General features: G+C 25.7%; 4 protein-coding genes and 1 CRISPR repeat array. All 4 genes read right to left on the bottom strand.

Features of this window, described 5'->3' with window-relative positions; genetic code table 11:
* Positions 1-353 precede the first annotated feature (353 nt).
* A CRISPR array of direct repeats spans positions 354-10,991; the repeat unit is 29 nt; unit sequence ATTTACATTCCTCATAGTTAATATAAAAC.
* A gap of 189 nt (positions 10,992-11,180) precedes the next feature.
* The 4 genes from cas3 to cas8a1 are packed head-to-tail and all read right to left on the bottom strand — an operon-like array spanning position 11,181 to position 16,690.
* A complete protein-coding gene (cas3, locus tag GOM42_RS05285) occupies positions 11,181-13,355 on the bottom strand; it encodes a CRISPR-associated helicase Cas3' (protein ID WP_243447923.1) in 2,175 nt (724 codons plus the stop codon).
* Positions 13,356-13,367: 12 nt separating this feature from the next.
* On the bottom strand, positions 13,368-14,462 hold the full coding sequence (gene cas5 / locus GOM42_RS05280; RefSeq protein ID WP_110077371.1) for a CRISPR-associated protein Cas5: 1,095 nt from the start codon (positions 14,460-14,462) through the stop codon (positions 13,368-13,370).
* Positions 14,463-14,465: 3 nt separating this feature from the next.
* Positions 14,466-15,353 carry a type I-B CRISPR-associated protein Cas7/Cst2/DevR gene (gene cas7i, locus GOM42_RS05275; protein ID WP_110077370.1) on the bottom strand — a complete coding sequence of 296 codons (888 nt, stop codon included), beginning with the start codon at positions 15,351-15,353 and terminating at the stop codon, positions 14,466-14,468.
* Positions 15,353-16,690 (bottom strand): type I CRISPR-associated protein Cas8a1/Csx8, encoded by a 1,338-nt coding sequence (gene cas8a1 / locus GOM42_RS05270; protein ID WP_110077369.1) that lies wholly within the window; start codon positions 16,688-16,690, stop codon positions 15,353-15,355. The genes cas7i and cas8a1 overlap by 1 nt, the downstream gene beginning before the upstream one ends.
* Positions 16,691-16,711: the final 21 nt, after the last annotated feature.

Genomic DNA, 16,711 nt, shown 5'->3' with positions numbered 1-16,711 from the left:
TTTAATAAGTATATATTAATAATTAAGTAAAAATGGACAGATATCATGTCCATTTTTACTTTTTAATTCTTATTATAAAACTAAAATTACTTATCTTGTTTATTTTTTTGAGGTTTAAATTTAAGTACCTTATAGCTTAATAAGCTTAATGTTACCATATATATTGGAAGTATTAAATATGACAAACTCTCTATGTTATAGCCTACTAAAAGATTTATTACACTTTGAAATGGCAATGTTGTATATAAAGCAAGCCAAAACATTGTTGGAAATATATCTGCATTAGGTTCACTTGCTATTGAAACAAAAAATTCTAAGTTTAAAGGTATCTTTTTAAGATGCTTTTTTTATTTTTTTACACCCATCATAATTAATATAAAACGTAATCAATATATTATTTTAAGAGTTTTATCAGATGAATTTACATTCCTCATAGTTAAGATAAAACAGAAGGTATAGAAGTTAGTGAAGCTGAATTAAAACCATTTACATTCCTCATAGTTAATATAAAACGTATTAGGTAATGAGAAAGAGGTTTGGGAATTTATAAATTTAAATTCCTCATAGTTAATATAAAACGTTTCTTCATTGTTGTCTAATTGAATTTGTTGTATATATTTACATTCCTCATAGTTAATATAAAACAGAATCTCAACACATACAAGCTAATCAAATTGAATCATTTACATTCCTCATAGTTAATATAAAACCTTCTCCACCGGATGGTAAAGTTCGTAATTTACCAATATTTACATTCCTCATAGTTAATATAAAACAATTAGTTTCTTAATCAATGTTATCACCTTCAATCTTATTTACATTCCTCATAGTTAATATAAAACTAATGCATTTGCTAAAGATTTTAATACTTCTAAAGTATTTACATTCCTCATAGTTAATATAAAACCTACTGTATCCTTTGTATTAGCCTTAACGCTTTGCATGATTTACATTCCTCATAGTTAATATAAAACTATTTACCAAGATGCCAGAAGAAGCAGAAGAATAGAGATTTACATTCCTCATAGTTAATATAAAACAAATTACAAAGTGATCTACAGAGCAAAAGGAAATAAATTTACATTCCTCATAGTTAATATAAAACTAGAGGAAAGTCTAAAGAAAGTAATGAATGGGTATAATTTACATTCCTCATAGTTAATATAAAACTTAAATATAGATAATTCTCATAAAAAAATGCTTAGAATTTACATTCCTCATAGTTAATATAAAACACTTACTGGCGGTGCTCCTAACTTAGCAAAATATGTATTTACATTCCTCATAGTTAATATAAAACAATTATATATAAATGCTACAATGTTATAGGTTTAGTAATTTACATTCCTCATAGTTAATATAAAACATTAGTTTTGGATTAAGTAATAGTGTAATGTGTTCCATTTACATTCCTCATAGTTAATATAAAACTTAATATCTTATTAACTTTACCAAATGAGTGATGTGGATTTACATTCCTCATAGTTAATATAAAACCTTTATCTCGCATTTCTACAAGACAACCATCATACGCATTTACATTCCTCATAGTTAATATAAAACGCATCCATTGATTGTACATTCTTTTCACAAATATAAATTTACATTCCTCATAGTTAATATAAAACTTGCTACTTCTGTAGCAGCAGCAGAAGTTTCAAACCCATTTACATTCCTCATAGTTAATATAAAACGCATCCATTGATTGTACATTCTTTTCACAAATATAAATTTACATTCCTCATAGTTAATATAAAACTTGCTACTTCTGTAGCAGCAGCAGAAGTTTCAAACCCATTTACATTCCTCATAGTTAATATAAAACCAAACTCATTTTGCACTTCATCCCATGCAAAGACACAATTTACATTCCTCATAGTTAATATAAAACTAAATTTATATTAGCTTTTAACATAGCATTTTTAACATTTACATTCCTCATAGTTAATATAAAACATCATTTTGTAAGTACCATTCCAGTAGTCTAGAAATATTTACATTCCTCATAGTTAATATAAAACTGTATAAAGAAAATAATATACTGCATTGTCATAGCAAATTTACATTCCTCATAGTTAATATAAAACGCAACAAGTAGCAACTGGTAATAAAGCTATTCATTAATTTACATTCCTCATAGTTAATATAAAACTACCCACCATTAGGTTCTGATGCTGGTACAGATTGTTCATTTACATTCCTCATAGTTAATATAAAACCTTCCAATCCATAATAAACATTATCAGTTTGTACTAATTTACATTCCTCATAGTTAATATAAAACCAATCATTTTGCCTATAGTTAATATCTTTCTATCTCCATTTACATTCCTCATAGTTAATATAAAACCATCTGTACTACTTGTTAGTGTTCTAGTAATTCTTAAATTTACATTCCTCATAGTTAATATAAAACCCTCCTCTCAAGTCAAATATAAATTACTTGATTAGAATTTACATTCCTCATAGTTAATATAAAACCTATTGCAAGTAGCTTTGATTATAACGGTAATTTAAGATTTACATTCCTCATAGTTAATATAAAACCTATTGCAAGTAGCTTTGATTATAACGGTAATTTAAGATTTACATTCCTCATAGTTAATATAAAACATAAAGAAAATAAAAAAGATATTTTATTATCTCAATAATTTACATTCCTCATAGTTAATATAAAACTCAATTTGATACTTGTATTTTAGATTTAAATGTATGATTTACATTCCTCATAGTTAATATAAAACAGTCCTCCAAAAATAATTCTTCTATTGAATATCCGAAATTTACATTCCTCATAGTTAATATAAAACTAGCTTTTAATGATTTACAAAGATTTTTTACAAGATATTTACATTCCTCATAGTTAATATAAAACTGGTACAACGTTTTTAACATCAGACGGAACAAGTATATTTACATTCCTCATAGTTAATATAAAACTTACAATAAAGACTCTTGAGGGCTTTGAAGAAGCCGAATTTACATTCCTCATAGTTAATATAAAACTATGCTGTCCATTTTGTTATCTAAGTTTTCTAAATTTATTTACATTCCTCATAGTTAATATAAAACCAACTGTATATGATGAATTGAATGATATAAGGAATAATTTACATTCCTCATAGTTAATATAAAACCTAATCTAATCATTTGTAATTCATACTCTTTACTCTTATTTACATTCCTCATAGTTAATATAAAACTTTCTTTTTTTGCTTGTCCAAATCCTATCATTTGAAATTTACATTCCTCATAGTTAATATAAAACAAAGAAAATGGGTGTAGAAGTGCATCCAAATAATTTATTTACATTCCTCATAGTTAATATAAAACGATTTTTAGAACACTATTATAATTATCAACACTCAAATTTACATTCCTCATAGTTAATATAAAACATATTCGGCGATAAAAACTATCCTCAATTCTTTTTAATTTACATTCCTCATAGTTAATATAAAACTAAAATTTAACTTCTCTAACTTTCCTATTTAAACCTATTTACATTCCTCATAGTTAATATAAAACACTATTTATTAAACTCTTTCTCCCAAAGTTTCAATTTACATTCCTCATAGTTAATATAAAACAGACAACAACCTATATGAACTCTATGTTTAATGAATTATTTACATTCCTCATAGTTAATATAAAACAACTCATATGGCTCTTTAGAACCCTAGCTCTATACTCATTTACATTCCTCATAGTTAATATAAAACTTAATCTCTTCCACTTCTTCCAGATCTCCGTCTTCTATTTACATTCCTCATAGTTAATATAAAACTAAGGAATAAATTAATAAAGAATAAGTGTGAAATATGATTTACATTCCTCATAGTTAATATAAAACTAAATTTCCAGCTTTATCTAGCATTTTATAAGAACCAATTTACATTCCTCATAGTTAATATAAAACGAAGTTATATAGATTTTCTGGATTTTGTAAGTCTTCATTTACATTCCTCATAGTTAATATAAAACTGCTTCTATTAATTTTGATTTTTTTTTAAAGATTTGTATTTACATTCCTCATAGTTAATATAAAACCTACACCATTAGAATGACATTAGATTTATTCAATTTCATTTACATTCCTCATAGTTAATATAAAACAACTTGTAGTCATTAAGGAGTGGTAAAAATGATATAATTTACATTCCTCATAGTTAATATAAAACCCACACCATTGTTTAATTCAAAGTTTTTATGTTGTACATTTACATTCCTCATAGTTAATATAAAACCCACACCATTGTTTAATTCAAAGTTTTTATGTTGTACATTTACATTCCTCATAGTTAATATAAAACAGATCCAGATAATTGTGAAGAAGGAGAACATTATTAATTTACATTCCTCATAGTTAATATAAAACGGTGTTATTAGAACAGAAATTATTAACAGTATATGTGATTTACATTCCTCATAGTTAATATAAAACATATACTCTAGCATATGCCGTAACAAAACTGGCGAAATTTACATTCCTCATAGTTAATATAAAACCAAAACTATCGCTTTATTAGATGAAACTTTTTTTATATTTACATTCCTCATAGTTAATATAAAACAAGGGAGAATTTACTATTAACTTTACTTGTAGGGGAATTTACATTCCTCATAGTTAATATAAAACTGTGCAGAAAACTAGTAAAAAGAAATATAGTTCTTAATTTACATTCCTCATAGTTAATATAAAACCACCTATAAATTTAAAAGTACATTTAGCACAAATAAAATTTACATTCCTCATAGTTAATATAAAACGTCGGATCATAACATACAAATTCTAAAGTTGTTTTACATTTACATTCCTCATAGTTAATATAAAACAAGTGTTGTAAGATTGCTAGTAACAGCAGTAGTAATATTTACATTCCTCATAGTTAATATAAAACAATAAAAGAGTTAATCCACCAAAAACAATATGACAAATTTACATTCCTCATAGTTAATATAAAACAAGTGTTGTAAGATTGCTAGTAACAGCAGTAGTAATATTTACATTCCTCATAGTTAATATAAAACGAAGAAGCTTTAAGTTTAGTATCAACAGATATAGATAATTTACATTCCTCATAGTTAATATAAAACATAGTGTATTCAAGTATGCTATGGAATTTAGAAATGCATTTACATTCCTCATAGTTAATATAAAACAATTCTGTCCATACAAAGCCCTCCTAATTGTATCCTATTTACATTCCTCATAGTTAATATAAAACTGCTTTAGTTCCCTCAAACTCTTTTAAAAATTCCTCATTTACATTCCTCATAGTTAATATAAAACAAACAATGTATTATGCTAACTATGTTTTGTATAGAAAATTTACATTCCTCATAGTTAATATAAAACCGTATTCTCATTGATTCCAAAAGAAGAAATGTCTGTAATTTACATTCCTCATAGTTAATATAAAACATATCACCCAATGATTTTCCACTTCCAATCAATTCTATTTACATTCCTCATAGTTAATATAAAACAAGCACAAGGTGTTACAAAGTATGGAATACTTTATGATTTACATTCCTCATAGTTAATATAAAACATATAGTAGAAAGAATTGATTTACGATATAAAAAGTTATTTACATTCCTCATAGTTAATATAAAACTGATGTAACAAAGGTAGTTGCAGAGAAAAAAGAAGCTATTTACATTCCTCATAGTTAATATAAAACTGCTATAAGCTTTAAATAACTTTGTTAAGTTGGATTGATTTACATTCCTCATAGTTAATATAAAACCTATAAATAATGCACACATAACTTCAGGAACAATAGAATTTACATTCCTCATAGTTAATATAAAACAAATATAAATAAAGAAAAATTTATAGATGAATTTGTATTTACATTCCTCATAGTTAATATAAAACTGAAGGAATCGCAAAATACATGCTTAAAGATCCTAAATTTACATTCCTCATAGTTAATATAAAACCAACACATTCTTCATCCTCTGAATCTCTTTCCAAATATTTACATTCCTCATAGTTAATATAAAACGAACATGGAAGCACTATTAAAATTATTTATAAAAGGTATTTACATTCCTCATAGTTAATATAAAACGATTTTTAACTGATTTTTCAGCATAAATAATTTTTTTATTTACATTCCTCATAGTTAATATAAAACTTTAAAAAGGGAATTTAGTGATAAAGAAATTAAAAAATTTACATTCCTCATAGTTAATATAAAACATTATATACAATAAAAAATAATACAAAATTAACTATATTTACATTCCTCATAGTTAATATAAAACAAAGACAAGAAAAAATCTTAATGTATGTATATTAGGATTTACATTCCTCATAGTTAATATAAAACTACTTCTCCTATTGAGAGAGATATTAAATCTATCATTATTTACATTCCTCATAGTTAATATAAAACTCAATACAGTTAACAAAATAAGAAATAATTTTTAAAAATTTACATTCCTCATAGTTAATATAAAACAATGAAAAGGAGATGAAATTATGACTGATATAATAAATTTACATTCCTCATAGTTAATATAAAACAATCATTTACTATAAAATCATATAGTCCATTTATAGAGATTTACATTCCTCATAGTTAATATAAAACTGTATCTTATCTGCTGTGATAGATCCTGCTATTAAAATTTACATTCCTCATAGTTAATATAAAACTTATTCATTAAATACTGGTGAAATAAAGATTTCAGCATTTACATTCCTCATAGTTAATATAAAACTGAGCTTAAAAGTAAGAGTTTTAGAAACTTTAAACTAATTTACATTCCTCATAGTTAATATAAAACTTTAAAATAAAATTATCTTTTTATTTTAGAAATAGTAATTTACATTCCTCATAGTTAATATAAAACTAATATAACTTCTAATCCTTCCTTTTGACCTTCACTATTTACATTCCTCATAGTTAATATAAAACAAGAACATTATAAATTTCATCCACACCATTTAAAGAATTTACATTCCTCATAGTTAATATAAAACTCATGTCAGTTATTTTACTCATTTGTAACATCATCATATTTACATTCCTCATAGTTAATATAAAACATATTATCGCTTATAGCGGTAACACAGGAAATAGCACATTTACATTCCTCATAGTTAATATAAAACTTCTTACGTTGTTTTTTACCTTCAACATTTTTCCCTATTTACATTCCTCATAGTTAATATAAAACTAGTTGAGACACATCTGTTTACTAAATCAGATATCCGTATTTACATTCCTCATAGTTAATATAAAACCAAATAACTTTCGTGTTAGAAATGGCGTATAAAAATATTTACATTCCTCATAGTTAATATAAAACTTATGGGTATTAATCCTATGAACCCATTATCTGCCTTATTTACATTCCTCATAGTTAATATAAAACTTCTTACGTTGTTTTTTACCTTCAACATTTTTCCCTATTTACATTCCTCATAGTTAATATAAAACTAGTTGAGACACATCTGTTTACTAAATCAGATATCCGTATTTACATTCCTCATAGTTAATATAAAACCAAATAACTTTCGTGTTAGAAATGGCGTATAAAAATATTTACATTCCTCATAGTTAATATAAAACTTATGGGTATTAATCCTATGAACCCATTATCTGCCTTATTTACATTCCTCATAGTTAATATAAAACAAGAGCCTTGAATATCTTTTCCTCCCATTCGTATCCATTTACATTCCTCATAGTTAATATAAAACGGTGCTATGCTCCGAATGATGTACGATAATTTCCTTATTTACATTCCTCATAGTTAATATAAAACAGTTACGAACTAAATGCTCCGCTTGCCTGGTCTCATTATTTACATTCCTCATAGTTAATATAAAACTGCTATAGTAAAGAGAAAATTATCACCTGCAAAAACATTTACATTCCTCATAGTTAATATAAAACGTCCTTTATATTAACGATTATAACGTCAGTTATATCCATTTACATTCCTCATAGTTAATATAAAACTTTATAAGCCCCAATATAGCTCTCTTTATAATTTTTAATTTACATTCCTCATAGTTAATATAAAACTCTCCCTGTATGAATATTTTCTTTAAAGTTCCATTCTATTTACATTCCTCATAGTTAATATAAAACCCATACAGTTTCCCAATTGTCTAAAGCATCCCATTGATTTACATTCCTCATAGTTAATATAAAACCCACGCTTTAAGACAGTTTCCCAAATGTATTGCATCCATTTACATTCCTCATAGTTAATATAAAACAGTTCAAGCAAATGTTTTTTTATAAAATAACCTTCTAATTTACATTCCTCATAGTTAATATAAAACCAAGTGCTTTAGGGCGACTTATAGAAGATGCAGAAGATTTACATTCCTCATAGTTAATATAAAACCTTATACTACTATTGGTCAATATGGTATAAGTGGTTAATTTACATTCCTCATAGTTAATATAAAACCTATACGCTGACCAACTTGCTCTATTGTCATTGTTCCATTTACATTCCTCATAGTTAATATAAAACCTATATTAAAAAATAAGAAAATTACTGTCCAATACAATTTACATTCCTCATAGTTAATATAAAACTTGCTGATGCTAATGATAATATTTTCCCATATATAAATTTACATTCCTCATAGTTAATATAAAACTACTGTCTTAAAAGACATTATAATATGAGTGTGTAAGATTTACATTCCTCATAGTTAATATAAAACTAGCTAAATATGTTCCTGAAATTGTTATACCTAAAAAATTTACATTCCTCATAGTTAATATAAAACAAGAAAAACATATGCTACAAGATTATTTGAAGCAACAATTTACATTCCTCATAGTTAATATAAAACACGCCATAGAATAGATAAAAAGTGGTTAAAGAGATAATTTACATTCCTCATAGTTAATATAAAACCTTTCTTGAAAGCGAAAAACCATACCCTCAAAATAATTTACATTCCTCATAGTTAATATAAAACATACCGTCAATGGTAGAAAGGGTATAGACCGAACAAATTTACATTCCTCATAGTTAATATAAAACATTGATATCTTAATTCAAGTGTTGTTTGTTTATGTGTATTTACATTCCTCATAGTTAATATAAAACCTGGCAAACCTTGTATACCTTGTTCACCTTTTGCCCCATTTACATTCCTCATAGTTAATATAAAACTTCAACTTCTCTTATGATTTGTGCTATCTCTAAAATATTTACATTCCTCATAGTTAATATAAAACGGATTATCGGAGCATGGTCAGAGGGAGCAACTGACACATTTACATTCCTCATAGTTAATATAAAACCCGTACCTAACAACCCGTTATGGTTAGAGTTAACAAATTTACATTCCTCATAGTTAATATAAAACTCTGCGTTATCTTTTGAATAATCTCCCACAATAACCTATTTACATTCCTCATAGTTAATATAAAACTTTAACTCCTAAAAAGTTTAACTTTTGTTCAACTTTATTTACATTCCTCATAGTTAATATAAAACAAGTTAAATTATGAAAATACATTTCAGAATTTAACGCATTTACATTCCTCATAGTTAATATAAAACCTTTAAAGGGTTAGTAAAATTCTTAGAGTAAACTCTATTTACATTCCTCATAGTTAATATAAAACTAGAAGAATATCCAAATCATTTAATACATTGTGTTATATTTACATTCCTCATAGTTAATATAAAACAATTCCAATAACGTTGATATATTTATCTCACTTCATAATTTACATTCCTCATAGTTAATATAAAACTTATATGAAGGTTGAGGGTGAAGGTGGTTTCACTAGATTTACATTCCTCATAGTTAATATAAAACTCACCCTTAGCACCTAATCTTGTTACCTCATAAGTAATTTACATTCCTCATAGTTAATATAAAACCCATCCTCAATCTCTATTGCATATCTCTCTAGCTCCCATTTACATTCCTCATAGTTAATATAAAACAAATAGGAGAGCCACCTTTGGAAGTGCCAAACATTCCATTTACATTCCTCATAGTTAATATAAAACAAAATTGATGCTTTTAATGATGGAATGATAAAGGTATTTACATTCCTCATAGTTAATATAAAACATCACATCCTAACTAAAATTAATATACTTTAGTATAATTTACATTCCTCATAGTTAATATAAAACCAATGTTCAGAATATTGTTTTAAATGGTAATTTAAAATTTACATTCCTCATAGTTAATATAAAACTAGCCGTGAGATACATTCAGCCCTTCTCTAAGCTTATTTACATTCCTCATAGTTAATATAAAACACTTTCATCTATTACACCTTTGCTTTGGTCTAGTACATTTACATTCCTCATAGTTAATATAAAACAAAACAAGCAAAGAGAAGAAAACATGTATAGGTTTAATTTACATTCCTCATAGTTAATATAAAACCTCAAATAAAACCTCACTTGCTTTTTTCTCGCTTACATTTACATTCCTCATAGTTAATATAAAACCCACCTCATTATGTTTAATAAACAGACCTAAGAAATATTTACATTCCTCATAGTTAATATAAAACCCATTATGTCAAAGATGATAAGAAGAAAGCTGAGCAAATTTACATTCCTCATAGTTAATATAAAACATATTGTGAAATAAGTATTTTTAAACTTTTCTTTTTCATTTACATTCCTCATAGTTAATATAAAACAAGATGTTTCCTTGTAAATCTAACGATTTTTTGTTAATTTACATTCCTCATAGTTAATATAAAACTTTATAAACTCCATGACTTGTACCACTTTCATTTGGATTTACATTCCTCATAGTTAATATAAAACCCCATGAGTCATATTTTTTAGACCAACTTTTAACATAATTTACATTCCTCATAGTTAATATAAAACTGCAGATATAATATAGATAATCTATATCAACATCCTCATTTACATTCCTCATAGTTAATATAAAACCAGTGAGTTGGTACTGCCAGATATTATGGAATAGTAATTTACATTCCTCATAGTTAATATAAAACCCCAAATTTTAAAATGCTAAAAGCTAGTAATAGCCTCATTCTCTCTTGTTAATTTTATCATAAATATTAAAATTTTGCAGTAGACCATCAGTAATGTTTTAGTGTATCAATAAAAGTCTCCTTCTAACCATTGATATTACTTGGTTACAGCTAGTATTATAAGAAAATAGATCTACTGCAAAATTAGTTTTATATGAAATTATCATATACATCTTCTTTTGTGTTTCTAGTAAATCCTAACTCTGAATAATTGCATTTATATACTGGAATTCTTTCATACTTTCCTACTTCTAACTCCATAATAAGTTTATTTTTTAAAAGTTCAATATCATATTGCCCAACTGATACTGTAAAACTTTTTATTTTATCTATGGATTTTATTCTATTTATTTTATCTGTTTTTTCATCATTTATAATTTCAAGTAAGCTTTCAATTTCTGATTCATTTTTCTCATAAATACATTGAGGTATTATATCAAAAGATATTATATTTCTAAGTTTAACATCTTTCTTATCTACTTCATATGGATTAAGTCCACTAACATAATCAAAAAATTCTGTGTATTTTGACCAATAATCACTTCCCTTTATATTCTCAGTGGTTAATGTTCTATTTATAATATTTACTTTTTCCTCTTCTGATAAAAGACCATCTACGTTTCTTAATGCTTCTTTTGATAATTCATATATTTTTTTATCTATAAACCCCTTATCTCCATTAGTTAATAAATTTCTCTCTATTTGTAAGAAAACATAACAGTTATAGTCATAAGCAGGCTTAACCCCTTTTCTATTACATCTACCAAGTCTTTGGAATAAAGCATTTATATCTGATAGTTCTGTAAATAAATAGTCAAAATCAATATCTAAACTAGCTTCTACAATCTGAGTTGATATCCATATGCCATCTCCAATATTATTAGTTTTCCCAAACTCTAATATTTGCTCTTCTTTATAAGCTCTGTCTCTTTTTATAAATTTACTATGTAAAATATTTAAATTATCTATATTTTTATCTTTTAGTTCATTGTAAATTTCTTGAGCCTTTTTTATCGTATTGCATACAACTAATATTTTGTTGCTTATTTTCTTCTCTTTATTATCAATATACTTATTATAAATTACATCTGCATTTATCTTGTCATCATATATTTTTAAATTATGCCTTTTTAATTCATTTACAAATGTACCTTCTACAAAGCCTAATTTATTATTATCTTCTAATAATAAATCTTTAACAAAGGGAGCTAAGGTAGCTGTTAAAATTGCAACTTTTCCTCCTAGCCTTATTATGGTTTTTATTCCTAATATTAAGTAAGCTAATAAATCAGCGCTATACATCTGTATTTCATCTATTACCACTTTTGAATATGATAAAGTAGCTAATTTCACTTCATAGCCCTTATACTTAAATACAAAATCAAATATTTGATCTAATGTTGCTATACTAATAGGAATAGATAGTTGTTTTCCTTCTCTATGATGATCTAATACTATGTTTGTATCTTCATTTTGAGAAATGTAATATGATAAAGAATCTGAATGAATTAATGCAACTTTATGCTTTTCTTCATTGTTATTTTCTTTTACTATACCATTAGATACTCTATCATATATAGCATTTATGGCTGTCTTTAATGGAAGAATAAAAAAACCTTTATTATTTCCAATCCAATGCAAACCTGCTTCAGTTTTACCCATTCCAGTTTGGGCAACAACCATTATATTATTATCTCTATTATTCTTAGCAAACTGTTGAAGTTCATTCCATTTAGCATCTTTATTATCTATCTTCCAAGAATTTAATAGTCCCTCTAAACTCTCTTCTAAAAAATCATTTTTATACTCTATTTCAGTATTTCCACTTGCACTAAAATCACATTTATTTAAGAAGCCTTTTATTAAAATAGCTTCATCATCATTCATAACATCTCTTATCTTTTTAGGTAAGCTTCTTTTTACTTTGCAAACATCAAACTCTTTTAACAAATCATTTATTAAGGAAGTTTTGTTGCTCAATACTTCAAGTCCATTACAATAATAATGGTGATATAATACGGCGAAACATACCTTATAGTAGTCTTCTTTACTATGAAATTTATTTGGATCTATAAAGTAAAGAGAAAGCACATTGTGTGCTATCTCTTTTTCCTCATTAAATTTTGTTTGATTTTTTATCCTATATTGAAACTCTCTATTAGCTTTTCCATAATCATGATATTCACATGCAATTTTAGTTAAATTATATATAGATTCCTTATTTATATAACCTAAATCACTTAAAAACTCTAAGTTATTTAATAAGTCATCTGTATGCTCCCTAATAGTTTTATCTGGTTTTGCACTAAATTCACTTAAATCCATTTTAATCACCCACTAAATAAAGTTAACAATATATTTTTCTTTATCCTCTACATCAAAATATAAGTTTTCATAAGCTTCATCAACAACATATTTTGAAATATATAGAACCTTTTTCTTTTCAAATTTTCTTTTTTTATCTTCTATTTTATAATTCTTATTTAATAAATATTTAGTTCCATTACATACTCTATTATCGCTTAAATTTATTGGCATAATAATATCATTTTTTACTAAATCATAATTTACGTATGCATAATTACTATTTACTATTTCATCTTCTAATTCATCTGGATCTTCAACTAAATCTACTATTTTAACTTCCTTTATATCAACAAAGTCTTCACTTCTACCTATTGATTTTAGGTTGTATATATTTTCTTTTATATCTAATAAAGTATTTTCATCCTCACATCTTACATGGATAATTAACTTTACATTATATAAAGTTTCATAATATTTTAGTGAAGTTGTTAAACTAGCAAATTTTGAGTAAGGTTCATTATAATTTTTCTCTTTATAATCATCAAACTCACTTTTTAATCTTTTTTCTAGGTTCTTTATTTGAAACTCTCTCTTTTTAATTAATTCAAGTTTTTCTTTATTGTCCTTTAGTTCTTTCTTTTTAGATGATAATGTCTTTTTTCTAAGCTTTATTAAGTTTAAAACTTCTTTAAGCTTACCTCTGCTAAACTCGTCTATTTTATCTTTTAAATCCTTTAAGTTTCTATATTCTTCTAATAATTTCTCATTATAAACTTGAATAGTTTTGCCCTCTCTAAAACTATTGCCTTGAGATTTTAAAGCCTTTGCAACTTTATCAAAGGAATTAGATAAATATTTTCCATTTCTTAGTTTAACTAATATTCCTCTGTCATCCATGACAGTATTTAAGAAACAGTAATCAGTATATGGTTCTAATCCCATTGATTCATAAGTTCCCTGTATGCTTATATCCATAGGCTTGTATTCCTTATAATTGCAAGCATTATGGATAGCTCCTATAACTGTTGAAAAAGGTGGGAGAGGATATGTCATTTTATTGACAGTAGTTTCCTCTCTTCTATAATTTGCACTATTTTGTGTTAATATGATTCTTAAAGCTTTCATATCTTAAACACCGTAGTATTTTCTTACTTCTTCCTCTAAATTGCTAAAGAATTTGCTTACTGTTAGAGGTTTAAGTTCTTCCTTAATTTGAACTTCGTTTTCAAAATTTCCACCTTCTAAAAATCCAACATAGCATCCATTATTTATTCTATCTTTAAGCTCTTCTGTAATTTCTAATTTATCATTTTTAACCTTAACTAAGTTTTCAAAATAGTGAGTTTTTCTGTTTATAATTCCTCCAACTACAAATATAGGTTCTGCATTATCTAAGTTTCCTTTTACTATTAAAGAAAGATTTTTAACAGAATCTAAAATAGCATTTACCCTATATGCTTTTTCTTCTGCACTTGCTTCTTCTGAATCAAAGTTTTCATCCCTACCTATCATATCAAGATCTATTGTTAAACTATATATTTTAAGGGATTTATCAAATTCATATTGATAAGGCATAAGTCCTGCTTTTTGAGCATTCCCTTGCAGATTTATATTATTATGTTTAGCATAATTTGTTGCAAGATATAAATTATTATGGAATCTATATTCATTTATGAATTCATCACATGATACTGCATCAGTTAAGTAGAATGAACTTTTTCTAACGTAAGTATTATCTGATGTATTCATATATCCACCTTCTAATGCTCTACAGTTAGTTACATTTAAATCCTTTGATACAACCTTTTGATTAACCTTTTTATCAAGGCTTGTCTCTAAATCATCATATAAACCACTTTGAACCATTATTGCATTTTTAAGGCTCTCTTTACTTCTAGCTGCATAAGTCTTTCCATTTTTAAATACCTTTTGTACTGAAGATATATTACCTAATCCTTCCCCATAGTTTGATGTCATGTTTGCTATTACTGTTAAAGTTACTGACTTTCCTTTCATTACTTATCTCCTCCATTTTCTTTATTACCCTCTTTGTTAAGTGCATTAATAAATGTATATGCTAAATTCTTATTATTTTCAAAATCTTCAAACAAATCATAAGCAAAGTCAAATACTACTCCTGAGAAAGATGATAATTGTAATAGTATTTCACAAAATCTATCCTTATTTTTAAAAGTTACTGCACTTATTAATTTTTGCTTATAACTATTTAGCTTATTTTCTTCTAATTTTTCACTTACCCTTTTAGCAGAAGCATAGGCACTTTTCATATTTTTAGTCATTTCACTACCTCCCTCATAAATTAAATTATTTATAGCAATTAAGGTTTTTATATTATAAGAATGGTTATTTTTAGATTTAAATAAGAGCTCAATAATAGAATCCATTCTGATACCATTTAAAATTCTATTAACTACTTCTGGCTCCATATATTTAGGATTTTTTTCATCATCTCTATACCAAAATTTTATCCCTTTATAGTCAAAGTCATCACTTTGTTTAAAGATGTTTATAGCTTTTTCTCTTACATATACTGTTTCATAATAATTTTTATCTCTGTTTTTAAGTATGACCTCAACATCAAAGCCAATGTACTCAGCTGACTCTTTCATATTTCCAAACAAAGTTGTTCTTGTATTTTCACTATTTTCAATAAATGAATTGCTTTTTTTAAGCTCTTTTATTGAAACATTATTGTTTATAAAAAATGCATCATAAGATTTTGAAAAAGCAAAAGGAATAAAGTCAAATATCTTTTCATCTTTAAATTCAAAGGTATTATTATCCCAATAATATCCTAAGCTCTTTCCCTTTTTACCCATATCAGCACAATAATTTACTAATCTACAAACTTTATTGTTATCACTAAATAATAAATTCTCATTTGCAAAATTAGAATAAAGACTTTTACCTCTTCTGTAAGTTTCTTTTATAAGTTTAAGTCTATTTTTTTCAATTAAATCTAAGATTTCTTCTTTATTTTCTCCTGTATATTTTATTTTTCCAAATATACTCTTCATAGCTTGATTAGCTTTTAACTTATCATTTATAAGGACAATTTCATCCTCTGATAATTCATCCTTTAATAAAATATTCTCTACAACCTTATGGTGCATGGCATCTTTAAAATATTTTTCTACAAATAACAAATAATTTTCTTCACTTATATAATTGCTGTTATATCTAAGATAGTCATCTTCAAATTCATATAGTTCACTTTTATCTGCTACTCCATTTTGATAGAGAAAATCAAAATATTTAATTAACCCCACGATAGTTGCACTTTCTCGCCAATCTCCAGTTTCCAAAGTACAATCAAAAACTTTTTCCTCCATACTCTTAAATCACCTCCTAGT

Source organism: Clostridium sp. 16K-1-R1, from assembly GCF_023921145.1.
Lineage (GTDB): Bacteria > Bacillota > Clostridia > Clostridiales > Clostridiaceae > Sarcina > Sarcina perfringens.
Note: the sequence above shows the minus strand (reverse complement) of the source record. Positions and strands in the feature narration are given on the sequence as shown.

Coding starts and splice junctions, on each gene's coding strand:
- cas7i (WP_110077370.1), bottom strand. CDS start 15,353: ATGAAAGGAAAGTCAGTAACTTTAACAGTAATAGCAAACATGACATCA.
- cas3 (WP_243447923.1), bottom strand. CDS start 13,355: ATGGATTTAAGTGAATTTAGTGCAAAACCAGATAAAACTATTAGGGAG.
- cas5 (WP_110077371.1), bottom strand. CDS start 14,462: ATGAAAGCTTTAAGAATCATATTAACACAAAATAGTGCAAATTATAGA.
- cas8a1 (WP_110077369.1), bottom strand. CDS start 16,690: ATGGAGGAAAAAGTTTTTGATTGTACTTTGGAAACTGGAGATTGGCGA.